The organism is Cronobacter dublinensis subsp. dublinensis LMG 23823, from assembly GCF_001277235.1.
Taxonomy (GTDB): Bacteria; Pseudomonadota; Gammaproteobacteria; order Enterobacterales; family Enterobacteriaceae; genus Cronobacter; species Cronobacter dublinensis.
Window position 1 is genome coordinate 3,537,509 of record NZ_CP012266.1, and the last position, 23,311, is coordinate 3,560,819.

Annotated in this window: 25 protein-coding genes; 6 read left to right on the forward strand and 19 right to left on the reverse strand. The window is 60.2% G+C overall.

What is annotated here, in order from left to right; all coding sequences use genetic code 11:
- Positions 1–8: 8 nt before the first annotated feature.
- Positions 9–1,439: a non-oxidative hydroxyarylic acid decarboxylases subunit C gene (locus tag AFK67_RS16340; protein ID WP_007730433.1), complete on the reverse strand. Its 1,431-nt coding sequence runs from the start codon at positions 1,437–1,439 to the stop codon at positions 9–11.
- Between the two features lie 10 nt (positions 1,440–1,449).
- The gene (locus AFK67_RS16345; RefSeq protein WP_007730436.1) at positions 1,450–2,052 is read right to left on the reverse strand and encodes a non-oxidative hydroxyarylic acid decarboxylases subunit B; all 603 of its coding nucleotides are present in this window, start codon (positions 2,050–2,052) and stop codon (positions 1,450–1,452) included.
- A 171-nt stretch (positions 2,053–2,223) separates the two neighbouring features.
- Here AFK67_RS16345 and AFK67_RS16350 point away from each other — a divergent pair, with 171 nt between their 5' ends.
- The gene (locus tag AFK67_RS16350; protein ID WP_038884423.1) at positions 2,224–2,631 is read left to right on the forward strand and encodes a MarR family winged helix-turn-helix transcriptional regulator; all 408 of its coding nucleotides are present in this window, start codon (positions 2,224–2,226) and stop codon (positions 2,629–2,631) included.
- Positions 2,632–2,633: 2 nt separating this feature from the next.
- Here the strand turns inward: AFK67_RS16350 and AFK67_RS16355 are convergent, their stop codons facing one another.
- On the reverse strand, positions 2,634–3,530 hold the full coding sequence (locus AFK67_RS16355; protein ID WP_032967598.1) for a LysR family transcriptional regulator: 897 nt from the start codon (positions 3,528–3,530) through the stop codon (positions 2,634–2,636).
- A gap of 108 nt (positions 3,531–3,638) precedes the next feature.
- On the opposite strand from AFK67_RS16355, the gene AFK67_RS16360 reads away from it, so the two are divergent.
- Together AFK67_RS16360 and AFK67_RS16365 are read left to right on the forward strand one after the other, a co-directional pair.
- Positions 3,639–5,018, forward strand: coding sequence for an MFS transporter (locus AFK67_RS16360; RefSeq protein ID WP_038884430.1), 1,380 nt, complete (start codon positions 3,639–3,641; stop codon positions 5,016–5,018).
- Entirely contained in the window at positions 5,018–5,392 is a 375-nt protein-coding gene (locus AFK67_RS16365) for a hypothetical protein (protein ID WP_007730455.1), read from the forward strand. The genes AFK67_RS16360 and AFK67_RS16365 overlap by 1 nt, the downstream gene beginning before the upstream one ends.
- A gap of 55 nt (positions 5,393–5,447) precedes the next feature.
- On the opposite strand, the gene rpoS is transcribed toward AFK67_RS16365, so the two are convergent.
- From rpoS to surE, 4 genes are all read right to left on the reverse strand, one after another.
- Positions 5,448–6,440 (reverse strand): RNA polymerase sigma factor RpoS, encoded by a 993-nt coding sequence (gene rpoS, locus AFK67_RS16370; RefSeq protein ID WP_007730458.1) that lies wholly within the window; start codon positions 6,438–6,440, stop codon positions 5,448–5,450.
- A 59-nt stretch (positions 6,441–6,499) separates the two neighbouring features.
- Positions 6,500–7,642 (reverse strand): murein hydrolase activator NlpD, encoded by a 1,143-nt coding sequence (gene nlpD, locus AFK67_RS16375; protein WP_007730461.1) that lies wholly within the window; start codon positions 7,640–7,642, stop codon positions 6,500–6,502.
- A 128-nt stretch (positions 7,643–7,770) separates the two neighbouring features.
- The gene (locus tag AFK67_RS16380) at positions 7,771–8,397 is read right to left on the reverse strand and encodes a protein-L-isoaspartate(D-aspartate) O-methyltransferase (protein ID WP_007730464.1); all 627 of its coding nucleotides are present in this window, start codon (positions 8,395–8,397) and stop codon (positions 7,771–7,773) included.
- A complete protein-coding gene (gene surE / locus AFK67_RS16385) occupies positions 8,391–9,152 on the reverse strand; it encodes a 5'/3'-nucleotidase SurE (protein ID WP_007730467.1) in 762 nt (253 codons plus the stop codon). Before surE ends, AFK67_RS16380 begins: the two co-directional genes overlap by 7 nt.
- 453 nt (positions 9,153–9,605) lie before the next feature.
- Here surE and AFK67_RS16390 point away from each other — a divergent pair, with 453 nt between their 5' ends.
- Positions 9,606–9,932 carry a DUF1493 family protein gene (locus tag AFK67_RS16390; protein ID WP_007730479.1) on the forward strand — a complete coding sequence of 109 codons (327 nt, stop codon included), beginning with the start codon at positions 9,606–9,608 and terminating at the stop codon, positions 9,930–9,932.
- A gap of 80 nt (positions 9,933–10,012) precedes the next feature.
- On the opposite strand, the gene truD is transcribed toward AFK67_RS16390, so the two are convergent.
- The 9 genes from truD to cysG all read right to left on the reverse strand — a co-directional run bounded on the left by truD (position 10,013) and on the right by cysG (position 17,490).
- Positions 10,013–11,062 carry a tRNA pseudouridine(13) synthase TruD gene (gene truD, locus AFK67_RS16395; protein ID WP_007730480.1) on the reverse strand — a complete coding sequence of 350 codons (1,050 nt, stop codon included), beginning with the start codon at positions 11,060–11,062 and terminating at the stop codon, positions 10,013–10,015.
- Positions 11,059–11,538 carry a 2-C-methyl-D-erythritol 2,4-cyclodiphosphate synthase gene (ispF, locus tag AFK67_RS16400; RefSeq protein WP_007730483.1) on the reverse strand — a complete coding sequence of 160 codons (480 nt, stop codon included), beginning with the start codon at positions 11,536–11,538 and terminating at the stop codon, positions 11,059–11,061. Before ispF ends, truD begins: the two co-directional genes overlap by 4 nt.
- The gene (gene ispD / locus AFK67_RS16405) at positions 11,538–12,248 is read right to left on the reverse strand and encodes a 2-C-methyl-D-erythritol 4-phosphate cytidylyltransferase (protein ID WP_007730486.1); all 711 of its coding nucleotides are present in this window, start codon (positions 12,246–12,248) and stop codon (positions 11,538–11,540) included. The genes ispF and ispD overlap by 1 nt, the downstream gene beginning before the upstream one ends.
- 19 nt (positions 12,249–12,267) lie before the next feature.
- Positions 12,268–12,579 (reverse strand): cell division protein FtsB, encoded by a 312-nt coding sequence (gene ftsB / locus AFK67_RS16410; RefSeq protein WP_007730488.1) that lies wholly within the window; start codon positions 12,577–12,579, stop codon positions 12,268–12,270.
- A gap of 162 nt (positions 12,580–12,741) precedes the next feature.
- Positions 12,742–13,065 carry a DUF3561 family protein gene (locus AFK67_RS16415; RefSeq protein ID WP_007751878.1) on the reverse strand — a complete coding sequence of 108 codons (324 nt, stop codon included), beginning with the start codon at positions 13,063–13,065 and terminating at the stop codon, positions 12,742–12,744.
- A 49-nt stretch (positions 13,066–13,114) separates the two neighbouring features.
- Entirely contained in the window at positions 13,115–13,720 is a 606-nt protein-coding gene (gene cysC / locus AFK67_RS16420; RefSeq protein ID WP_007730492.1) for an adenylyl-sulfate kinase, read from the reverse strand.
- The gene (gene cysN, locus AFK67_RS16425) at positions 13,720–15,147 is read right to left on the reverse strand and encodes a sulfate adenylyltransferase subunit CysN (RefSeq protein WP_007730494.1); all 1,428 of its coding nucleotides are present in this window, start codon (positions 15,145–15,147) and stop codon (positions 13,720–13,722) included. Before cysN ends, cysC begins: the two co-directional genes overlap by 1 nt.
- Positions 15,148–15,156: 9 nt before the next feature.
- On the reverse strand, positions 15,157–16,065 hold the full coding sequence (gene cysD / locus AFK67_RS16430; RefSeq protein ID WP_038868170.1) for a sulfate adenylyltransferase subunit CysD: 909 nt from the start codon (positions 16,063–16,065) through the stop codon (positions 15,157–15,159).
- A gap of 9 nt (positions 16,066–16,074) precedes the next feature.
- Positions 16,075–17,490, reverse strand: a complete 1,416-nt coding sequence (cysG, locus tag AFK67_RS16435; RefSeq protein WP_038884433.1) for a siroheme synthase CysG — start codon at positions 17,488–17,490, stop codon at positions 16,075–16,077.
- Between the two features lie 244 nt (positions 17,491–17,734).
- Between cysG and AFK67_RS16440 the strand changes: the two genes are divergently transcribed.
- Positions 17,735–18,724, forward strand: coding sequence for an aminopeptidase (locus AFK67_RS16440; protein ID WP_007730500.1), 990 nt, complete (start codon positions 17,735–17,737; stop codon positions 18,722–18,724).
- Between the two features lie 27 nt (positions 18,725–18,751).
- Here AFK67_RS16440 and cysH read toward each other — a convergent pair whose 3' ends face one another.
- The 3 genes from cysH to cysJ all read right to left on the reverse strand — a co-directional run bounded on the left by cysH (position 18,752) and on the right by cysJ (position 23,162).
- Positions 18,752–19,486 (reverse strand): phosphoadenosine phosphosulfate reductase, encoded by a 735-nt coding sequence (cysH, locus tag AFK67_RS16445; protein WP_007730503.1) that lies wholly within the window; start codon positions 19,484–19,486, stop codon positions 18,752–18,754.
- Positions 19,487–19,647: 161 nt separating this feature from the next.
- Positions 19,648–21,360, reverse strand: coding sequence for an assimilatory sulfite reductase (NADPH) hemoprotein subunit (gene cysI / locus AFK67_RS16450; RefSeq protein WP_038884436.1), 1,713 nt, complete (start codon positions 21,358–21,360; stop codon positions 19,648–19,650).
- A complete protein-coding gene (cysJ, locus tag AFK67_RS16455; RefSeq protein WP_038869465.1) occupies positions 21,360–23,162 on the reverse strand; it encodes an NADPH-dependent assimilatory sulfite reductase flavoprotein subunit in 1,803 nt (600 codons plus the stop codon). The genes cysI and cysJ overlap by 1 nt, the downstream gene beginning before the upstream one ends.
- Between cysJ and AFK67_RS23540 the strand changes: the two genes are divergently transcribed.
- Entirely contained in the window at positions 23,161–23,286 is a 126-nt protein-coding gene (locus AFK67_RS23540; RefSeq protein WP_007730511.1) for a hypothetical protein, read from the forward strand. The two genes, cysJ and AFK67_RS23540, sit on opposite strands and share 2 nt — an antisense overlap.
- The last annotated feature ends 25 nt before the right edge of the window (positions 23,287–23,311 follow it).

The following is a 23,311-nucleotide window of genomic DNA, read 5'->3' on the forward strand; positions in this document are numbered from 1 at the left end:
TCGTCTCCTTATTTTTTACGGTTCGCCAGCATGGCGGTCAGTTTTTCCACCCACAGCGGGGTTTCCGGCAGGTCTTTCACCGGCTGGCTGTAGTGGCCGCGGTTGTCCGGCGCAACCGGCGTCGTGGCGTCGATAATCAGCTTATCGGTAATGCCTGCGGGGCTTGAGCCAGGGTCAAGTTCCAGCACCGACATATTCGGCAGCTGCACCAGATCGCCTGCCGGGTTGACCTTCGAGGAGAGCGCCCACATCACCTGCGGCAGATCGAACGGATCAACGTCTTCATCGACCATAATCACCATCTTCACGTAGCCGAGCCCGTGCGGCGTCGTCATCGCACGCAGGCCCACCGCGCGAGCAAAACCGCCGTAGCGTTTTTTCGTGGAGATAATCGCAAGCAGCCCGTGGGTGTACATCGCGTTGACCGCCTGCACCTCCGGGAACTCCGCTTTCAGCTGTTGATAAAGCGGCACGCAGGTAGCCGGGCCGATCAGGTAGTCGATTTCAGTCCACGGCATGCCGAGGTAGAGCGATTCGAAAATCGGTTTGGTGCGGTAAGAGACTTTATCGATACGCACTACCGTCATATTGCGCCCGCCGGAATAGTGGCCGGTGAATTCACCGAACGGCCCTTCTATTTCGCGTTTGCGCCCTTCAATCACCCCTTCCAGGATCACTTCCGAGCCCCACGGCACATCAAAACCCGTCAGCGGCGAGGTGGCTATCGGGTACGGGCTTTCGCGCAGCGCGCCCGCCATTTCATACTCCGACTGATCGTATTTCAGCGGTGTGGCGCCCATCAGCGTGATGATGGGATCATTGCCAAGCGTAATCGCAACCGGCAGATCCTCGCCGCGCTCTTCGGCTTTATGCAGGTGCAGCGCGATATCGTGCATCGGCACCGGTTGCAGGCCGAGCTTACGCTTGCCTTTAACTTCCATGCGATAAATGCCGACGTTCTGCTTGCCGAAGTGTTCCGGATCCAGCGGGTCGCGCGACACCACGCAGGCTTTATCAAGATAGAAGCCGCCGTCACCGTCGTTTAAGCGAAACAGCGGCAGGATGTCGAACAGGTTAATGTCATCGCCTTCGACGCTGTTTTCCGCCCACGGCGGATTGTCGCGGCGTTCGGGCGCGACCGGAAAGGTATCCCAGCGGCGGATAAACTCTTCAATTTGCTGCTTCACCGGCGTGTTGGGCGGCAGACCGAGCGAAATCGCGTGGTTTTGCCACGAGCCGATGGTATTCATCGCGACCCGCGCATCGGTAAAGCCGCGAATATTGTCAAACCAGAGCGCGGGCGCGCCTTCACCGATGCGTCCAGCCGCGTTGGCGGCGGCAGCGATGTCCGGCTCCGCCTGTACTTCCTCGCGGATCCGCAGTAGTTGTCCCTGCTCATCAAGCGCCTGTAAAAAACTGCGCAGATCGTCAAACGCCATGCGTTTCTCCTTATCGTGATAAATGGGTGTCAGCTTGTTCTTTCGCGGGGCCCAGCCCCTGCCAGCGGCGGGCGTTGCGGGCGTCGAGCCCGAACTGATCGAGCACGCGGGCGACGATATGGTTGATGATGTCGTCCAGCGACTGGGGATGGTTGTACCAGGCGGGCATGGGCGGCACGATGGCCACGCCCATGCGCGAAAGCGCCAGCAGGTTTTCCAGATGGATCGTGCTGAGCGGTGTTTCGCGCGGCACCAGCACCAGTTTGCGGCCCTCTTTCAGCACCACGTCGGCGGCGCGGCCCACCAGCCCTTCGGCATACCCGGCGCGGATGCCCGCCAGCGTTTTCATGCTGCAGGGAATAATTACCATGCCGTCGGTGCGAAACGATCCGGAGGAAATGGCCGCCGCCTGATCCGCCGGACTGTGTACGACATCGGCCAGCCCCGCCACCTCCTCCTGCCAGGAGTACGGCGTTTCCAGCTCAATCGTGGTTCTGGCCCATTTCGACATCACCAGGTGGGTTTCCACGTCGGGCATCGCTTTTAGCGCCTGCAACAGCGCGACCCCAAGCGGCGCGCCGGTCGCGCCCGTCATTCCGACTATCAGTCTCATGCGTTACCTCAATTATTGTTCGTGTACGAACATATAAAATAAAGTACGCCTGCCTGAGGAGGCTGACAAGATCGTTCGTGTACAGTCACACTTTTTGTTAAAACATCGTCGCGTGATCAATCCGCGCCGGAGCGGTTATGATGGGGAGAAGATCCTGAACCCGGAGAGCGCATGGCCGTTAAACAACAGGCGTTTCACTTATTACGCCAGCTTTTTCAGCGTCATACGGCGCAGTGGCAGCTGGCGCTGCCCGAACTGACCAAGCCGCAATATGCGGTGCTGCGTTCCATCGCCGAAAGCCCTGGCATTGAACAGGTCGCGTTGATGGAAGCGGCCGTCAGCACCAAAGCGACGCTCGCGGAGATGCTTAGCCGCATGGAGAGCCGCGGGCTGGTGCGCCGTGAAAGCGCGCCGGAAGATAAGCGCCGCCGGTTTATTTACCTGACGCCGGAAGGCGAGGCGCTGCTGCACGCCAGCATTCCCAAAGGCGATGCGGTGGACGAGGCGTTTTTAGGCAAGCTCAGCGCCGACGAGCGGGCGCAGTTCGCCGCGCTTATCGCAAGGATGATTGACGAATAACGCTACGGCTCGCCTGCGGCGCGGGCGCGCAGAAAATCGATAAACCCCCGCACCTTGCCGGAAACATGCCGCGCATCGGGGTAGACCGCATAGACGCCCTGCGCCGGAAAACGGTACGCCGGGAGCAGACGCACCAGCGTCCCCCGTGCCAGCGCGTCGGCCACCAGCCATTCCGGCAGCAGCGCCACGCCGCAGCCTTCCAGCGCAAAGGTCATTAACGCGCCAGCGCTGTCGGCGGCAATCGCGGGCGGGCGCGTGATGTCAAACTCTGCCGGCGCGTTGTCCGGGCCGGTGAGTGCCCAGCGCAGCGGCGACGAAAGCCGGGTATGCACCAGCCAGTCTGCTTTGCTGAGCGCTTCGAGCGACGAGACCGGGTGGCGCTCAAGCCATTGCGGTGACGCGACCGGGAAAATGGCAAAGCGCGAAATCAGCGCCGCGCGGTAAGCGGAGTCCTGCAAGGTGCCGAGCCGGATAGCAACATCCACGCGCTGCGAAATTAAATCGGCAGGCTGCGAGGAAGAAAAGTGGCGGATGCGCAGCGCGGGATGCGCCCGGCTGAACGCCGCCAGCGCCGGGCCGACCACATGGTTTGCGTATTCCGGCGTGGTGGTGACGCGCAGCTCGCCGCTAAAGCCCTGATGGCTCGCCTGCACCTCTTCACGCAGCGCATCGGCATCTTTCAAAAGCGTGAGGCTGCGCTGATAAAGCCGCTCGCCCGCATCGGTTAACGTCAGGCGACGCGTCGAGCGCAGCAGCAGCGTCACGCCAAGCTCAGCCTCAAGCTGGCGGAGATTAAAACTCACCACCGCTTTGGTCTGGCCGAGCGCGACGGCGGCGGCGGTAAAGCTACCAGCATCCACAACGGCGACGAAAGTCGCCAGCCGCGATAAGTTAAGCATTTTCATCACGCTGATTGTCAAAAAAGTTTTGACAGTATATCAACCCGGCCACGGTTTTTCCTGACGCGCCGGGCGTTTACAGTGCCCTTCTTCCACTGAGGGCATACCATGACCTACCGCAACCGCGTCACACTGATTTACCTGCTGGGCTTTTTTCTGGACTTGATCAATATGTTTATCGCGGCGGTGGCTTTTCCCGCTATCGGCGAGGCGCTGAACGCGACGGTGACGCAGCTTGCCTGGATTAGTAACGGTTACATCGCCGGCCTGACGGTGGTTATTCCGCTCAGCGCCTGGCTCACGCAGCGTCTGGGCGCGCGGCGCGTATTTTTACTCTCGCTGACGCTCTTCAGCCTCGCCACTGCCGCCTGCGGTATGGCCGCGTCGCTGCCGTCGCTTATTTTCTGGCGCGTCATACAGGGTGCGGGCGGCGGCCTGCTGATCCCGACAGGCCAGGCGCTGGCGTGGCAGCTGTTTGCGAAGCATGAGCGCGCGCGGCTGTCGTCTGCCGTGATGCTCACTGGCCTGCTGGCGCCTGCGCTGTCGCCCGCGCTCGGCGGCGTGCTGGTGCAGGCCGCCAGCTGGCACTGGGTTTTTTTAGCCAGTCTTCCGCTCTCGCTGGCGGCGCTGCTGATGGCCTGGCGCTGGCTGAAACCGGACGCGACGCCTGCCGCTCGCCGCCCGCCTGATATCGCGGGCGCGCTTTCCGGCGCGGGGGGGCTGTTGCTGTTGTTATACGGACTGAACGGGCTTAGCGAGAATACGCAGCCGCTGCGGGCGGCGATATCGCTCACAGGCGGCGCGGCGCTTATCGTCTGGATGCTGCGTCGTTGCCGCCATCACGCCGCGCCGCTGCTGAAGGTGCATCTCATGGGCGAGCCGCTGATGCGTTTCTCCATGCTGGTCTATCAGTGCGTGCCCGGCATGTTTATTGGCGTGAACGTGGTCGGCATGTTCTGGCTACAGACGGTTGCCGGGCTCTCTGCGGCCGCCAGTGGCGCCCTGATGGTGCCCTGGTCGATGGCGTCGTTTATGGCGATTTCCGCAACCGCCCGGCTGTTTAACCGTCTCGGCCCGCGTCCGCTGATTATCACCGGCTGCCTGTTGCAGGCGGCCGGTATCGTACTGCTGACGCAGGTCGCGCCTGGCAGCCCGTGGGCGCTGCTGGTTACCGCGTTTAGTTTGATGGGCGCGGGCGGCAGCCTGTGCAGCAGCACGGCGCAGAGCAGCGCGTTTTTGCACACCGCGAACGCGGATATGCCTGACGCCAGCGCGCTGTGGAATATTAACCGCCAGCTCAGCTTCTGCTTTGGCGTCACGCTTATCAGCGTCGCCCTGAACGTGCTGATGCATCTGCTCGCGCCCGCCGCCGCCTGGCGCGCCACCTTTACGCTTGCGGCGGCGCTGACGCTGCTGCCGGTCTTTTTCGCGTGGCGACTGCCTTCTGCGGCGGTCGTTCTGTCATTTTTATCAGAGAAGGAGAAGTGATGAACCGCTGGTTTACGGAAGTCCTGGACGCCCATGTGGCGATTGAACGCTGGCTCGGTCAGGGTGAAGGCGACGTTAAGTCGCTGCTGTCCCGCTTTAGCGCTGACTATTCGATGATCCCGTTAAGCGGCGCGCCGCTTGATGCCGCCGCGTTACGCGCCTTTTTCAGCGCCGCGGGCGGCAGCCGACCGGGGCTTGCGATTGAGGTCGATGGTTTGTCGCTTATCGCTGAATGGCCGACGGGTGCGGTGGTCGGGTATCGGGAAACGCAGATGACAGCGCAGGAGACCACGGTGCGCTGGTCTACGGTGGTGTTTGAACTGCATGAAGGCGCGCCGCTCTGGCGTCACCTGCATGAGACGCGGCAAGCCTGAGGCGCAAAAGAAAAAGGCCAGTCAGACGACTGGCCTTTTTTGAGGGAATGGAAAATTATTCGCGGAACAGCGCTTCGATGTTCAGTCCCTGAGCCTGCAGGATTTCACGCAGACGACGGAGACCTTCAACCTGAATCTGGCGAACGCGTTCACGAGTCAGGCCGATTTCACGACCAACATCTTCAAGCGTTGCCGCTTCGTAACCGAGCAGACCGAAACGACGCGCCAGGACTTCACGCTGTTTGGCGTTCAGTTCGAACAGCCATTTGACGATGCTCTGTTTCATGTCATCGTCCTGCGTGGTGTCTTCCGGGCCGTTGTCTTTCTCATCGGCCAGGATGTCCAGCAGCGCTTTCTCTGAATCGCCACCCAGCGGGGTGTCAACAGAGGTAATACGCTCGTTCAGGCGCAGCATACGGCTAACGTCATCAACCGGTTTGTCCAGCTGTTCAGCAATCTCTTCTGCGCTCGGCTCGTGGTCCAGTTTATGGGACAGTTCACGCGCAGTACGCAGATAGACGTTCAGCTCTTTCACGATGTGAATCGGCAGGCGAATCGTACGGGTTTGGTTCATGATTGCCCGTTCGATGGTCTGACGAATCCACCAGGTCGCGTAGGTTGAGAAACGGAACCCGCGTTCCGGGTCAAATTTCTCAACAGCGCGGATCAGCCCCAGGTTGCCCTCTTCAATCAGATCCAGCAGCGCCAGACCACGATTGCTGTAACGACGGGCAATCTTCACCACCAGACGCAGGTTACTTTCGATCATGCGACGGCGGGAGGCGACGTCACCACGCAGAGCGCGGCGCGCAAAGTAAACTTCTTCTTCAGCCGTTAACAGCGGCGAATAACCGATCTCGCCCAGATACAGCTGAGTAGCATCTAATACACGCTGTGTTGAACCCTGCGACAGCAGCTCTTCTTCAGCCAGGTCATTATCACTGGGTTCCTCTTCTACCAAGGCTTTTTCGTCAAAAGCCTCTACTCCGTTCTCATCAAATTCCGCGTCTTCATTTAAGTCATGAACTTTCAGCGTATTCTGATTCATAAGGTGGCTCCTACCCGTGATCCCTGAGCAAAGCGCCTGAAGAAGCGCACTCTGCCAATTTATCGCTGCGGCAAATAGCGCAGCGGGTTTACGGATTTCCCCTTGTAACGAATTTCAAAATGCAAGCGTGTTGAACTGGTTCCGGAGCTACCCATGGTAGCGATTTTTTGCCCCGCCTTAACTTCTTGTTGTTCCCGGACCAGCATAGTGTCGTTATGGGCGTAGGCACTCAGGTAATCATCGTTGTGTTTGATGATAATAAGATTACCGTAACCGCGAAGCGCACTACCGGCATACACGACGCGACCCTCTGCGGTTGCGACGATAGCCTGTCCTTTGCTGCCTGCGATATCGATCCCTTTGTTCCCCCCTTCTGCGGCGGAGAAGTTCTCGATAACGTTGCCTTCAGTCGGCCAGCGCCAGGTAGCGACAGGTGCACTGTTGGTGGTGCTGCTTACGGTCGGTTCTGGAGTGCTAACAGCAGGCGCTGTGGAAGGAGCTACGACTGCCCCAGAGCTCACATTCCCAGGCAACATTTTGTTAGCACTCTGTTCACCTGAATCCTCAGAGTAAATAATTGTCGGTTTCGACGCAACCACCGTGCTGGTATTTTGCGCAGGTTTTGAGACAATTCCTTGTGCGCTTGCATCAGCTTGTGTAATTGCATTGCCACCTGTGATCGGCGTACCGGATGCGTTGCCCACCTGCAGCGTCTGCCCGACATTCAGGCCGTACGGGGCTTCAATATGGTTACGCTGCGCCAAATCACGGAAATCGTTCCCGGTTATCCAGGCGATATAAAACAGCGTATCACCGCGTTTCACGGTATAGGTGCTGCCGCCGGTATAGCTGCCTTTCGGAATATTCCCATACTTGCGGTTGTAAACAATGCGGCCATTTTGCGTCTCCACCGGCTGTTCGGGGATGACCTGCGCCTGACGCGGCTGGCTTATCTGCGGCTGAACGGGCGCAGGCTGGACCGGCGCCGGGCGGCTCTGCGTCGAGATGTTCGACGGCGGCATAATCATCCCGCCGCCTGTCCCGGCGCTGGCGCCTGCGCTGTTGCTGCTCGCGCTGCCGCCGACGGAACTGACAGGCGCCGGTGCGGAGGAGTTATTTGAATTACATGCCGCCAGACAAAGCGAAATCAGTGACAGCGCCGCGACACGGCGTGCTGTGAAGGTTGGGCTTCCCGCGCTCATTTATCCCCCTGGAATGGTTTACTTCTCTGATAGATACGATGACAACCGCTCTGTTTGGCGTCTGGCCAACGCGATTTTCGCTCACCATACGCCAAAAACGCGCTAAAAACTCAGGAAAAATTCCTGGTTTACGCCAGCTCCCCTTTCACCAGGGGCACAAAGCGTACGGCTTCTACGGTGTCGATAATAAATTCGCTCCCCCGCCGACGAACGCGCTTTAACACCTGCTGTTCGTCGCCCACGGGAAGAACCAGAATGCCGCCCTCGTCCAGCTGCGACAGAAGTGCCGTCGGGATCTCAGGCGGTGCGGCCGTCACGATGATGGCGTCAAACGGGGCGCGCGCCTGCCACCCCTGCCAGCCGTCACCGTGACGCGTTGAAACGTTGTGAAGATCGAGCTGCTTCAAACGCCGTCTGGCGTGCCATTGCAGGCTTTTGATGCGCTCAACCGAGCAGACGTGATGCACCAGATGGGCCAGAATCGCCGTCTGGTAGCCGGAGCCGGTGCCGATTTCCAGCACCCTGGAGGCGGGCGTGAGCGTCAGAAGCTCCGTCATGCGCGCCACCATATAAGGCTGAGAAATGGTCTGCCCGGACCCAATCGGCAGCGCGACATTTTCCCAGGCTTTGTGCTCAAACGCTTCATCGACAAACTTTTCGCGCGGCACGCGAGAGATTGCCTCAAGCACGCGTTCATCTTTGATGCCCTGAGCACGCAGTTGATTGAGAAGGGTCTGAACACGATTGTTTACCATTGGCCGTTTACTCCGGCGCTGGTCAACCAGCGGGTGACCACATCCTGCGCGTTGTACGCGGTTAAATCGACATGCAGCGGCGTCACGGAGACGTAACCTTCGTCTACCGCCGCGAAATCAGTGTCCGGACCGGCGTCGAGCTTGTCCCCCGGCGGGCCTATCCAGTAGAGCGTATTGCCGCGCGGATCTTCCTGGGGAATGACTTTGTCCGCCGGATGGCGGCTGCCGCAGCGGGTGACGCGAATGCCTTTGATCTGCTCAAGCGGCAGGTCGGGCACATTCACGTTGAGAATACGTCCGGTGCGCAGCGGCTCACGCGCCAGCGCGCGTAACAGCGTGCAGGTGACGGCGGCGGCGGTGTCGTAATGCTCATGGCCGTTCAGCGAAACCGCCAGCGCAGGCAGCCCGAGATGGCGGCCTTCCATTGCCGCGGCCACGGTGCCGGAATAAATCACGTCATCGCCGAGATTCGGCCCGGCGTTAATGCCGGAGACGACGACATCCGGGCGCGGGCGCATCAGCGCGTTGACGCCGAGGAACACGCAGTCGGTGGGTGTGCCCATCTGTACCGCGATATCGCCGTTGGGGTAGGTAAACGTACGAAGCGAAGATTCTAGCGTTAACGAGTTAGACGCGCCGCTACGATTGCGGTCGGGGGCCACCACCTGGACGTCGGCGAACTCACGCAGCGCCTTCGCCAGCGCCTGAATGCCTGGCGCGTGGATCCCGTCATCGTTACTTAACAATATCCGCATAAAGCGCGTAATCCTTTCCTGATGTTAAACATGGCAATGTTATCCCTTAAAACGCGTCCTGGTGTTTTCTGTTTTACTTTCGCTGAACATGATTACGCCAGACCGCCGGATAGCCGCTCGCAGGCATTCTAGCGCGCGATGCCGCTGTCCGGTAGGGTCGATTTTCGAAAGATCATGTCCTTACATTACAGGACGTTCGCCTGAAATGCGTTTTGCGCGCCCGAGGCGGTGCGTATTTTTCACCCTCCCGCCGCCCTCTTTCGATGCCGTTTCCCGCGCTTCGCGTCATCAGTTATTAGTTCATTTTGGTCCAGAACGCCAAACAGACCCAATACGGGAAAGAGAGACGAATGCCCGATCGCGTGTTTATCCGATGTCTCATTCCCGCCGTTGTCAGCGTGATACGCCGCTTCCTATACTTTTGCGGGATAAGGCTCAGGGAAGGATAAGAATATGACAGGCACTGACGACGTTCTGGCTTTCTTTCGCAAGGCATTGCCCACGCTTGCCGATCTCAGGTTCCGTGAAATCCCGCTCGAACTGGATGATGCGTTGCAGGACTATGCGGAGCCTGACGATCTGCTGGTAGCCATTAACCAGTACGATCAACATTTTCATGTCGATATGTCAGTAATGAACTGGGATCGCTATTTTCCGTGGAAACAGCCGTGGTTCTTTCGAAAATGGTTCACCCGTAAACCTGTCGTGCAGACGGCGAAACCGCTGACCGTACACATGTTTGCGCAATCCGCCAAAGCCGGGCGCTGGCTGTTTGAATAAGCGCAGGCGTATGGACGTAAAAAAACCGCCTCCGGGGCGGTTTTTTAATGCGTCGCGAAGGCAACGCGCAGAACGGTCGGCTATTCGCCGATATCCGCGTGCTCTTCCACTGTGGTGAACAGCTCCCGGATGACGCTGGTGGCGAAGCTGCCTGCCGGCAGCCAGAAGCTGGCCTCAAGCGTCGCGTCATCCTGCCACTGCCAGCGCAGGTCGCGCGGGAACAGCAGCATCGCGCGACGCGCGGCCTCGACCTTTTCGCGGGTCAGCAGCGTCAGCAGTTCAGTCTGGTCGGCAAGCGTTGCCTGCTCGAACGCCAGCGCCGCGCGCTGCGGGCCCCAGTCGCCGCTACCGGGCAACGCGGCGGTGATAAGCAGCTCGCCGCTGTCCACACGCGCCTGTAATTCGGGCAGCTCTTCTGGCGTTGCGACAAACCAGCTGCCGCGTCCGGCGAGCTGTAGCGCGTCGCCGTCAATCACCTGATTAAAATCGAGGTTTTCGAGCCGTGCGCTGACCAGCTGGTTAAACATCAGGCTGCGCGCGGCAGAGAGCGCAAAACTGCGTTTATTGCGCTCGCGCGGCGGCTGGCCGGTTTGCGCCCAGCGCTGCGCCTGGAAAATGTTGCTACCGCCAATCCCGAAACGCTGCGGGCCGAAGTAGTTCGGCACGCCCTGTTCGGCAATCAGGCTCAGCCGCTGTTCGACGTCGTCGCGGTGCGTGATGTCGCGCAGCACCAGCAAAAAGCGGTTGCCCTTAAGCGCCCCTAAACGCAGTTTGCGGCGATGGCGGGCGAACTCCAGCACCTCGCAGCCTTCCGGCGTAAACGCGCGCATCGCGGGCATCTCTTTGCCGGGCAGGCGCGCGCACAGCCACTGTTCGGTCACCGCATGCTTATCTTTCTGGCCCGCGAAACTGACTTCGCGCGCCGCGATCCCGAGAAACTTTGCCAGCGCATCGGCCACAAAGCGGGTGTTGCAGCCGGTTTTGCGAATGCGCACCAGCAGGTGTTCGCCTTCGCCGTCCGGCGCGAAGCCTAAATCCTCAACGACCTGAAAGTCTGTCGGGCTGGCCTTGAGTTTCCCCTGCCCTTGCGGCTGGCCGTGGAGCCAGCGTAGCGTTTTGAAATCACTCATGCGCTGGCCTTTATCAGCAGCGCCACCGCCTCGCAGGCGATGCCTTCGCCGCGCCCGGTGAAGCCGAGTTTTTCGGTCGTGGTCGCTTTGACGTTGACCTGCTCCATATGGCAGCCGAGATCTTCGGCGATAAACACCCGCATCTGCGGAATGTGCGGGGCCATTTTCGGGGCCTGCGCGATGATGGTGACATCGACGTTGCCGAGCGTGTAGCCCTTCGCCTGAATACGGCGCCAGGCCTCGCGCAGCAGCTCACGGCTGTCGGCGCCTTTAAACGCCGGGTCGGTGTCCGGGAAGAGCTTGCCGATATCGCCAAGCGCGGCGGCGCCGAGCAGCGCGTCGGTCAGCGCGTGCAGCGCCACGTCGCCGTCGGAGTGCGCCAGCAAGCCTTGCTCATAAGGAATACGGACGCCGCCAAGAATAATCGGGCCTGCGCCTCCAAAGGCGTGTACATCAAAACCATGTCCGATACGCATTATGCCGTCTCCATTGAGGTTAACCGGGAAAGATAAAACGCCGCCAGAGCCAGATCCTCCGGGCGGGTGACTTTGATATTGTCCGAGCGCCCGGCGACCAGCTCCGGGTGGAAGCCGCAATATTCGAGCGCGGAGGCTTCGTCGGTGATGGTCGCGCCCTCCGCGAGCGCACGCGTCAGGCAGTCGCGCAGCAGTTCCAGCGGAAAGAGCTGCGGCGTGAGCGCGTGCCAGAGGTTTTCGCGATCGACCGTGTGTGCGATGGCCGGTTTACCCGGCTCCGCGCGCTTCATGGTGTCGCAGGCGGGCGCGGCGAGAATGCCGCCCACCCGGCTGGTGTCGGTGAGCGCCAGCAGTCGCGCCAGATCCTGGGCGTCAAGGCACGGGCGCGCGGCGTCATGCACCAGCGCCCAGCGCGCGTCGCCTGCCGCCTGAAGGCCTGCCAGCACGGAATCGGCGCGCTGCGCGCCGCCGCGCACCATCTGAACGTCAGGGTGCGACGCCAGCGGCAGTTGGGCGAAAGCGGTGTCGGCGGGGCTGATGGCGATAATCACCCGGCTGATGCGCGGATGCAGCAACAGCGGCGCGACCGCGTGTTCGAGAATCGTTTTGTTCCCGATGGTGAGGTATTGTTTTGGACATTCCGTCTGCATACGGCTGCCGATTCCGGCCGCCGGCACCACGGCAATCACGTCCGCAAAGGAGGGCGCCATGTGTAAAACCCGCTTGTGGTTATCGATTATTTTGCGCAGACCCACCGGCGCGTTTGGCCGCGTCCGGCACCAGGCGATAGAAGGTTTCGCCAGGTTTCGTCATGCTTAATTCGTTGCGCGCGCGCTCTTCGATAGCTTCCTGACCGCCGTTGAGATCGTCTATCTCGGCGAAAAGCTGATCGTTACGCGCTTTGAGTTTGGCGTTGGTGGCCTGCTGTACCGCCACGTCGTCGGCTACGCGGGAATAGTCATGGATGCCGTTTTTTCCAAACCACAGCGAATACTGTAGCCAGACCAGCAAAGCCAGCAATAGCAGCGTTAGTTTACCCATTCTGCCCCCTGAAATACGGCTTCATCATCCCATAACTTCCCGCCGGACTCTACCCGGCTTGCTACGACGTGCAGGTTAAGAAATTAAACAGCGGCAGAATGTACCACAGAAAGCGCGCCGATGCGCACGCGCCTGTTGAGAGAGCGTGAAAATCGCGACGCGTTAGCTCACCAGCCAGAAAAAGAGCAGCCCGAACATCAGCCCCACGCTTATCAACGTCGCGAGACTGCTATAAACCAGCTTACGCTCCAGCAGCGAGAAAACCGCCACGCCCACCACCACTGCCACCGGCATCAGCGCCAGAAAAAACGGCCAGGTGTAGAGCAGAAAAAAGAGCGTGTTGGAGCCGTAGAGAAGAAAGGGAACGCCAAGAGCCAGCAGCCACGAGATAAATCCCACCACGGCGCCAGGCCAGGCCCAGGTGGTTTCTTCGACGGCAGGCGCGGTATCCGCCTGGGTGACAATCATGTTCGTGGTATTACGCATAGCTTATCCTGTGACGTGACAGGCCGGGAAAAGCACTCCCGGCGCGGTCTCAGGATTTGATGATATCTTCGCGACGCAGCAGGTCTAACAATTGCGCAATCAAATTTGTTACCAATTGTTGGCCGTCGAGATGAATTTCCGGGGTCTGCGGCGCTTCGTACACGGCGTCGATGCCGGTAAAATTGCGCAGCTCGCCCGCGCGAGCTTTTTTATAAAGCCCTTTTGGATCGCGCGCCTCGCAGACCTCAAGCGGCGTATCCACGAATACCTCGATAAACCGCCCCGCCCCTAACTGCTCGCGCACCATCTGACGCTCGGCGCGGTGCGGCGAAATAAACGCGGTCAGCACGACAAGCCCCGCGTCCACCATCAGTTTCGCCACTTCGCCGACGCGGCGGATGTTCTCTTTGCGATCGTCGTCGCTAAAGCCTAAATCGCTGCACAGGCCGTGGCGCACGTTGTCGCCGTCCAGCAGGTACGTGCTCACGCCAAGCTGATGCAGCGCCTCTTCCAGCGCCCCCGCGACGGTGGATTTCCCGGAGCCCGAGAGCCCCGTAAACCACAGCACCGCGCCGCGGTGACCGTGGAGCTGCTCGCGCTGCGCCGCGGTCACCGGATGGGCGTGCCAGACGACGTTTTCGTCATGCTGCGCCATTATTTGCCTCCCAGCAGATCGCGCGCGCCCCAGTGCGGGAAGTGGCGGCGAATCAGCTGATTCAGCTCCAGCTCAAAAGCGCTGTACGCGGAAGGTTCCTGATACACATCCTGTTGCGGTTCGCGCACCATGCCCGCGCCCACCGTCACGTTGGAGAGGCGATCAATGAAAATCAGGCCGCCGGTGACCGGGTTCTCCTGATATTTATCGAGGTTCAGCGGCTCGTCGAAGGTGAGATCCACAAGGCCGATGCCGTTCAGCGGCAGGGTTTCCACCACGCGCTGGGTCAGGTTGTTGATATCGACCTGATACTGAATGTTATCCACGCGCGCGCGGGTTTTCTTACCGGCGATTTTGATGTCGTAGCTCTGCCCGGGCACTAGCGGCTGCTCGGCCATCCAGACCACATCCACCGCCGCGCTCTGCACCGCGGCGACGTTTTGCGACGCGTCCACCAGCAGGTCGCCGCGGCTGATGTCGATTTCATCTTTCAGTACCAGCGTGACGGCTTCGCCCGCGCCCGCTTCCTGCAAGTCGCCGTCAAAGGTCACGATACGCGCCACGCTCGACTCTACGCCGGACGGCAGCGCTTTAACGCGCTGGCCAACTTTCACCACGCCGCCCGCGACGGTGCCTGCATAACCGCGAAAATCGAGATTCGGGCGGTTGACGTACTGCACCGGGAAGCGCAGCGGCTGTTCGTCCACCACGCGCTGAATGTCAATCGTCTCCAGCACTTCCAGCAGCGTCGGCCCGGTGTACCAGGCCATATTCAGGCTCTGCACCGCCACGTTGTCGCCTTCCAGCGCCGAGAGCGGCACAAAACGGATATCGAGCGAGCCCGGCAGCTGTTCGGCAAAACTCAGGTAATCCTGACGAATGCGTTCGAACGTCTCTTCGCTGAAGTCCACCAGGTCCATTTTATTGACCGCCACGACCAGATGCTTGATACCCAGCAGCGTGGAGATAAAGCTGTGGCGGCGGGTCTGGTCGAGCACGCCTTTACGGGCGTCCATCAGCAGAATGGCCAAGTCGCAGGTCGACGCGCCGGTCGCCATATTGCGGGTGTACTGCTCATGCCCTGGGGTGTCGGCGATGATAAATTTGCGCTTTTCAGTGGAGAAATAGCGGTACGCCACGTCAATCGTAATGCCCTGCTCGCGCTCGGCCTGGAGGCCATCGACCAGCAGCGCCAGGTCGAGCTTCTCGCCCTGGGTGCCGTGACGCTTGCTGTCATTGTGCAGCGACGAGAGCTGATCTTCATAAATCTGGCGGGTATCATGCAGCAGGCGGCCAATCAGGGTGCTTTTCCCGTCATCCACGCTGCCGCAGGTCAGAAAGCGCAGCAGGCTTTTATGCTGCTGGGCGTGCAGGTATGCTTCCACGCCGCCTTCTTTGGCGATCTGTTGTGCGATAGTGGTGTTCATGGCGGCTCCTTAGAAATAACCCTGACGTTTTTTAAGCTCCATTGAGCCTGCCTGGTCGCGGTCGATAACGCGCCCCTGGCGCTCGCTGGTGGTGGAAACCAGCATCTCTTCGATGATTTCCGGCAGCGTCTGCGCGCTGGATTCCACCGCGCCGGTCAGCGGCCAGCAGCCCAGCGTTCTGAAGCGCACCATGCGCGGTTTGATCTCTTCGCCCGGCTGCAAATCGATGCGATCGTCATCGATCATCATCAGCATGCCGTCGCGCTCCAGCACCGGGCGCTCGGCGGCGAGATACAGCGGAACGATCTCGATATTTTCCAGATAGATGTACTGCCAGATATCCAGCTCGGTCCAGTTGGAGAGCGGGAATACGCGGATGCTTTCGCCTTTGTTGATCTGGCCGTTGTAGTTATGCCACAGCTCCGGGCGCTGGTTTTTTGGGTCCCAGCGGTGGAAGCGGTCGCGGAAAGAGTAGATACGCTCTTTAGCGCGGGATTTCTCCTCATCGCGGCGCGCGCCGCCGAAGGCCGCGTCAAAACCGTATTTATTGAGCGCCTGCTTCAGCCCTTCGGTTTTCATGATGTCGGTGTGTTTGGCGCTGCCGTGCACGAACGGGTTAATGCCCATCGCCACGCCTTCCGGGTTTTTATGCACCAGCAGCTCGCAGCCATAGGCCTTGGCGGTACGGTCGCGGAATTCGTACATTTCGCGAAACTTCCAGCCGGTATCCACATGCAGCAGCGGGAACGGCAGCGTGCCGGGGTAAAACGCCTTGCGCGCCAGGTGCAGCATCACGCTGGAATCTTTGCCGATGGAGTACATCATTACCGGGTTAGCGAATTCCGCAGCCACTTCACGAATGATATGGATGCTTTCCGCCTCCAGTTGCCGCAGGTGAGTGAGTCGTTTTTGATCCATAACCTTTCCTTAAGCCAGATTCACCACGGAAGAACGAATGGCTTCCGCGTCGGTTGAATGTTGAAACCAGGCGAGCTGCTGATGGAGCTGCACCACTTCGCCGACCACCAGCAGGGCGGGCATCGGCGCGTCTTTCGCAAGAACGCTGAGCGCATCAAGCGTGCCGGTCAGCACGCGCTGGTCGTCGCGCGTGCCGCGGCTTATCACGGCCACCGGCGTTGCGGCGTCGCGCCCGTGGGCGATCAGCTGCTGGCTTATCTCCGCCGCTTTCATGGTGCCCATATAGATAGCGAGCGTCTGACGGCTTTTCGCGAGCAGCGCCCAGTCGAACGGTTCGCTGTCGGGTTTATAGTGACCGGTGACGAAGACCGCGCTCTGGGCGTAATCGCGGTGAGTCAGCGGAATGCCCGCATAGGCGGTCGCGCCGCTGGCGGCCGTGACGCCGGGCACCACCTGAAACGGCACGCCCGCGGCTTTCGCCGCCTCAAGCTCTTCACCGCCGCGCCCGAAGATAAACGGGTCGCCGCCTTTCAGGCGCACCACGGTTTTGCCCTCGCGGGCGAAGTCGATCAGCATCTGGTTGGTTTCATGCTGCGCCACCGCGTGTGCGCCCGCGCGTTTGCCCACACAGATACGTTCGGCGTCGCGGCGCACCAGATCCAGCACGCCGTCACTGACCAGATGGTCATACAGCACGACATCCGCCTGCTGCATCACCTGTAATCCGCGCAGCGTCAGCAGCCCGGCGTCGCCTGGCCCCGCGCCGACCAGAATAATTTCGCCCTGCGCGGGTTGCGGCGCGTCGAGCTCCGCCTCCAGCACCGCTTCGGCGGCGCGGGTATCCCCCGCCGCCATCAGGCTGGCGAAGCGGCCACGAAAGGCTTTTTCCCAGAAGCGACGGCGTCCGTCAGTCGTGGGGATGCGCGCTTTAATACGGTCGCGAAAGCCGCCCGCCACCTCGGCCATCCGCCCGAGGCTTGCCGGCAGCAGAGATTCGATTTTCTCGCGCAGCAGCCGCGCCAGCACCGGCGCGTTGCCGCTGGAGGAGATAGCGACGATAAGCGGCGAGCGGTCGACAATCGACGGAAAAATAAAGGAGCACAGCGGCTGGTCGTCCACCACGTTGACGAGACGCTGGCGGGCGTTCGCTTCGTCGAATACCCGACGGTTGAGCGCCTCGTCGTTGGTCGCCGCAATCACCAGAAACACCGCGTCGAGCTGCGACGGCTCGAAGGTCTGTGCAAGCCAGCGCAGCGCGCCTTCCTGCTCCAGCGCCGCGAGCTCCGGGTGCAGCTTTTTGGCTACCACGCAGACGCAGGCGCCCGCGCGACGCAGGAGCGCGATTTTACGCAGCGCCACTTCGCCGCCGCCGACGACCAGCACGGGGCGCTGTTTCAGTTGAGCAAATAACGGGAGATATTCCACGGCGATACAACTCGCTAACAACAGGGGACCAGAGGGGACTATAGGGGGGAGCTGATAACAGATGAAATTACGAATTGGTATTTATAGTTCCACAAAAGAATAAGGCGTCAGAAATGCTCATATCAAAAAGTGCTTAAGCCGTGAAATTTCGGGCGTTTATCCGCAAATCAAATTGTGTAACCGCCGTCACAGTTTCATACTAAGCGCCACTGACTGGTCGCGCTTTTTTGAGTAAGGACGTTCTATGTTTTCCGCAGTGCGCCGCTGCACACTGAGCCTGGCGCTGAGCGTATGCTTCACCCTGCCCGCTTTCTCGCAACCCATTCACCCCGGCGATATCGCCAGTGAGCAAACCCGCCACATAGCGACGTTATTCCCAGGCCGCATGACCGGTTCGCCCGCCGAGATGCTCGCCGCCGATTATCTGCGCCAGCAGTTTGTGCGCATGGGGTATCAGAGCGATATCCGTGCGTTTCACAGCCGCTATATCTATACGGCCGGGAATCATCGCACCAACTGGCAGAACGTGACCGGCAGCACCGTCATCGCCGCCCATGAGGGCACGGCGCCGCAGCAGATTATTGTGATGGCGCATCTTGATACCTACGCGCCGCTGACCGACGCCGACGTCGATAATAATCTCGGCGGCCTGACGCTACAGGGCGTGGACGATAATGCCGCGGGGATAGGCGTGATGCTGGAGCTCGCGGAGCGCCTTAAAGATGTGCCGACACGCTACGGCGTTCGCTTTATCGCCACCAGCGGCGAAGAGGAAGGCGGCATGGGCGCGGAAAACCTGCTGAAACGCATGAGCGCGCTTGAGAAAAAACAGACGCTGCTGGTGATTAATCTCAGTCATCTGGTGGCGGGCGATAAACTGGCGTTTACCAGCGGCAAAAGCACGCCTGCCGCGGTACGTCAGCTCACGCGCGACAGTGCGCTGAAGCTCGCGCGGCGTTTCGGCATTCCCGTTTCCGCCAGCAGCGTGACGCCTGCGGATAACGACGCCGTGGCGTTTGATAACGCGGGCATTCCGGTGCTGTCGATAATGGCGGTGAACGATCCCGCCCGTCATCGCGGCCGCCACGACGTCGGGCCGGTGGCGCATAATGCGCGTCAGGATAATCTGCAATATCTGGAGCAGACCCTGCCGGGACGCATTGATAAACGCTGTCGCGACGTGATGCGCGTCCTGCTGCCGCTGGTAAAAACGCTGGCGAAAGCCGGAAAGTAAAAAGCGCGCCCTGGGGCGCGCTTTTCATTAGCCTTCGTGCAGGCCGCATTCGCGTTTAAGACCAAAAAAGCGGGTCTCTTCTTCCGCCATGCCCGGCTCCCATTTGCGGGTCGTGTGCGTATCCCCTACCGAGAGATAACCTTCGTCCCACAGCGGGTGGTATTTGAGCCCGTGCTTTTGCAGGTACTGATATACGGTACGGTTGTCCCAGTCGATGATCGGCAGAATTTTAAAGACGCCGCGCTGGATGCCGAGCACCGGCAGGTTAGCGCGGCTGCCGGACTGATCGCGACGCAGGCCGGCAAACCAGGTCTGCGCGTTAAGCGTTTTCAGCGCGCGGTTCATCGGCTCGACTTTGTTGATCTCGTTGTATTTCTCAATACCTTCAACACCCTGCTCCCACAGCTTGCCGTAGCGCGCCTCCTGCCAGGCCGGGCTCTGCTCAGCACGGTAGATGTGCAGGTTCAGGTTGAGCTTTTCCGTTAGCTCGTCGATAAAGCGGTACGTTTCCGGGAAGAGATAGCCGGTATCGGTGAGGATAACCGGGATATCCGGGCGCTGCTGCGTGACCAGATGCAGGCAGACCGCCGCCTGGATGCCGAAGCTTGAGGAGAGCACAAACTCGCCCGGCAGATTTTCGAGCGCCCAGCCGACGCGCGCTTCGGCGCTTAATGCCTCAAGCTGCGCGTTGGTGTCGGCGAGCGCGTCAGCGCGGGCGTCTTTGTCCAGCGCGTTCAGCGCATGGAGATCGAGTACGGACATGTGAACCTCGCTTGCATAAGTGTGATACCGGTACGGCGCCAGGCGAAATGTCGGGTTAGCGATGGCGGGTGCGCTTCGCTTACCCGCCCTAAAAAACCAATCAGCCTTCGCAGGGTGGATAAGCGCAGCCCATCCACCGCTATCAATGCCACGCTAACCGCTTATTCCCAGAAATCCCGCGCCGGGTCGAGCACCGGACGGATAATCCCAGCGCGCACGGTGAAATCGCCAAACCCTTCGCCCGGCTCGCGCCCGGTCGCCCAGCGGCCTACCAGCTCATCAATGATGTCGAGAATTTCCGGCTCGGTGATGTTTTCGCGATACATCCGCGGAATACGCGTGCCGATGCGGTTACCGCCCAGATGCAGGTTGTAACGCCCCGGCGCTTTGCCGACCAGACCCAGCTCCGCCAGCATCGCGCGACCACAGCCGTTCGGGCAGCCGGTCACGCGTAGCACGATGTGCTCGTCCGCCACGCCGTGCTTCGCCATAATGCCGTCCACTTTATCGATAAACTGCGGCAGGAAGCGCTCCGCTTCCGCCATCGCCAGCGGGCAGGTCGGGAACGACACGCACGCCATCGAGTTTTCACGCTGCGGCGTTACGCTTGCCATCAGGCCGTGGGCGCGGGCTATCTGTTCTATCTTCGCTTTATCGCCTTCCGGCACGCCCGCCACGATCAGGTTCTGGTTGGCGGTCAGGCGGAAATCCCCTTTGTGGATCTTCGCAATCTCTCTCAGACCGGTTTTCAGCGGGCGGTCCGGGAAGTCCAGAATGCGGCCATTCTCGATAAACAGCGTCAGATGCCATTTATCATCAATACCTTTCACCCAGCCGATGCGATCGCCGCGACCGGTAAATTCGTAAGGACGAACCGGCTCAAACGTCACGCCCGCGCGGCGCTCCACTTCGGCTTTGAACACGTCCGGCCCGACGCGCTCCAGCGTATATTTGGTTTTGGCGTTTTTACGATCGGTACGGTTGCCCCAGTCGCGCTGGGTGGTCACCACGGCTTCGGCCACCGCCAGGGTGTGCTCCAGCGGAATGTAGCCGAACTCGGTCGCGGTGCGCGCGTAGGTTTTCTTGTTGCCGTGCTCGATGGAAAGCCCGCCGCCGACCAGCAGGTTAAAGCCCACCAGCTTGCCGTTTTCGGCAATGGCGATGAAGTTCATGTCGTTGGCATGCAGATCGACATCGTTCTGCGGCGGCACCACGACCGTGGTTTTAAACTTACGCGGCAGGTAGGTCGCGCCGAGGATCGGCTCCTCGTCCGTGGTCGCGACTTTTTCCTGATCGAGCCAGATCTCCGCATAGGCGCGGGTGCGCGGCAGCAGATGCTCGGAGAGTTTCTTCGCCCACTCGTAAGCTTCGGCATGTAATTGCGACTCGACCGGGTTTGAGGTGCAGAGCACGTTACGGTTCATGTCGTTGGCGGTCGCCAGCGCGTCGAGGCCCACGGAATGCAGCATCTGGTGCGCCGGTTTAACGTTTTTCTTCAGCAGGCCGTGATACTGGAACGTCTGGCGGTTGGTCAGACGGATGCTGCCGTAAATCGTGTTTTCCTCGGCGAACTTATCGACGGAAAGCCACTGCTGCGGCGTCATGATGCCGCCCGGCAGACGGCAGCGCAGCATCATAGCGTGACGCGGCTCGAGCTTCTGTTCGGCGCGCTCGGCGCGGATATCGCGGTCGTCCTGCTGATACATGCCGTGAAAACGGATCAGCAGGAAGTTGTCGCCATTAAACCCGCCGGTCAGCCCGTCATGTAAATCTTCGGCAATGGTGCCGCGCAGGAAGTTACTCTCACGCTTCATGCGCTCCGCGTCAGTCAGTTTTCCTTCGACCACCAGAGGTCCTGGGTATTTTTCGCTCATTAATAGACGTCTCGCTGGTAACGGCGCTCAACGCGCAGCTCACTTAAATATTCATCCGCCGCCTCGGCATCCATCTCGCCGTAAGCCGCAATCACTTCCAGTAACGCCTGCTCGACATCTTTCGCCATGCGATTGGCGTCGCCGCAGACATAAATGTGCGCGCCTTCCTGAATCCAGCGCCACAGCTCCGCGCCCTGCTCGCGGATTTTATCTTGTACGTAAATTTTATGGTCCTGATCGCGAGACCAGGCAAGGTCGATGCGGTTTAACAGCCCTTCTTTTACATAGCGCTGCCACTCGACCTGATACAGGAAATCTTCAGTAAAGTGCGGGTTGCCGAAGAAGAGCCAGTTTTTACCGGTGGCGCCGTCGGCTTCGCGCTGCTGCATAAAGGCGCGGAACGGCGCGATGCCGGTGCCAGGGCCAATCATGATGACCGGCGTTTCAGGCGCGGCGGGCAGACGGAAGTTGTCGTTGTGCTCAATGAACACCCGCACTTCACCCTCTTCTTCAAGACGATCGGCGAGGTAGCTTGACGCCCCGCCCGCGCGGGCGCGGCCTTCAATTTCGAAACGCACGACGCCGACGGTAATGTGGACTTCGTTTTCCACTTCCGCCTGCGACGAGGCGATGGAATAGAGGCGCGGCGTCAGCGGGCGCAGCAGGCCGATAAGCTGCCCGGCCTCAAGCTGCGCCGGCGCGAAACGGACCATATCAACGATGGGCGTCGAGGCGGCGTAGTGTTGCAGCTTCGCTTTATCGCCCACTAACGGCAGCAGCGTTTCGCTGCGGGTCAGCGTGGCGTAATTCTCAACGATGGCGGCGGTGTTGACCGTCAGTTCAAAGTGCCACTGGAGCGCTTCGCTGAGCGTCAGCGTTTTGCCGTCCACCGTGACCGTCTCGTCACCCTTCAGCCATAACAGCTCAAGCAGCTCCTGCACCAGCGCCGGATCGTTCTGATACCAGACGCCGAGCGCATCGCCCGGCTGATAGCGCAGCCCGGCGTCGCCGAGATCGATTTCAATATGGCGCACATCTTTTTGTGAATGGCGCCCCGTGATTTTCTGATTCACCGAGAGCGTCGCGGTGAGCGGCGCTTCTTTAGTGTAAGGCGTGGAATCGACAAGATTCACCGCGCCGCTGGAAGTAAACGCCGCCTGGGACGGGGTTTCTTTCGGCACGCGCGCTTTCAGGACATCCACCACGCGCTGGCGCCACGCCTGAGCGGCGGCCTGGTATTCGACATCCGCATCGACGCGATCCAGCAGGCGCTCGCCGCCAAGCTCCGCAAGACGGGTATCGAAATCTTTCCCGGCCTGGCAGAAGCGCTCATAAGAGGTATCGCCAAGTCCAAAGACCGCGAACGCCGCGCCTTCAAGCTTCGGCGCTTTTTTCGACAGCAGGAATTTGTGCAGCGCGACCGCTTCTTCCGGCGGATCCCCTTCCCCCTGTGTAGAGGTGACGATGACCAGCAGTTTTTCCTGGGCGATTTGTTTGAATTTATAGTCGCCCGCGTTCACCAGGTTCACATTAAGTTGCGCAGCCAGCAGATCGTCGCGCAGCGCTTCGGCGACGCGGCGCGCGTTGCCGGTCTGGGAGGCGGAGATAAGCGTAATGACCGACGCAGGCGCCGCGGGCGTTTGCACCACCGCCGCACCAGGCTGTTGGTTAACCATTCCCCAGAAGTAGCCCGAAAGCCAGGCCAGCTGCGTGGGGGTGAAATCATGCGTCGCCGTCTGAAGGCGAGCCAGCTGCTCCGGGCTGAGCGGGAGCAACGCGTTCGGTGGGGCCTGAGTCGTCATGCGTCGTTATGTTCCAGTAGCAAAGCTGTTTTTCAGTGCAAAAACAGAAGAGAAAGTAAGGGTAACGGCGGCAAGAATAACAATTAAAGAAGGGATGGAAATAATTAATAACCAAACGGACTAACCGCTTTTATCTATAAGCGTAAACG